This window comes from Thalassobacterium sedimentorum, from assembly GCF_031127905.1.
Classification (GTDB): domain Bacteria; phylum Verrucomicrobiota; class Verrucomicrobiia; order Opitutales; family Coraliomargaritaceae; genus Thalassobacterium; species Thalassobacterium sedimentorum.
On the sequence record NZ_JARXIC010000159.1, the window covers coordinates 1 to 327 of the forward strand.

Annotated in this window: 1 protein-coding gene; it reads right to left on the reverse strand. The window is 45.9% G+C overall.

The window, feature by feature from the left end; genetic code table 11:
* Positions 1-327 (reverse strand): hypothetical protein (locus QEH59_RS19180; RefSeq protein ID WP_308986930.1); only part of this gene is annotated, 327 nt, incomplete at both ends.

Sequence of the window (327 nt, forward strand, 5' to 3'; positions counted from 1 at the left end):
CGGCTCGGATCGGTTCCGAAGATGTATTCAAAAAAGTTTGGAACTCGATCATGATCCGGATCTGCAAACTTGGACATCACTAAAGGTTCATCCCACTTAGACTCTGAAAAATAGGTCCTCAGCCAAAGACTGATTGCCTCTACTATACTTAAACTCGCAGACTCGCTTTCAACGACTTCTCCATAAGAGACGACTGTCACCGCATACTGATCACCATCGGCAGCGCCATTGCCAGCATGCAAAGTCAAGATGCGATCGACTTCACCATCCATAGACACCCCATTCCGACTCCACTGATAACTTAATGGAATAGAAGACTCCACATTT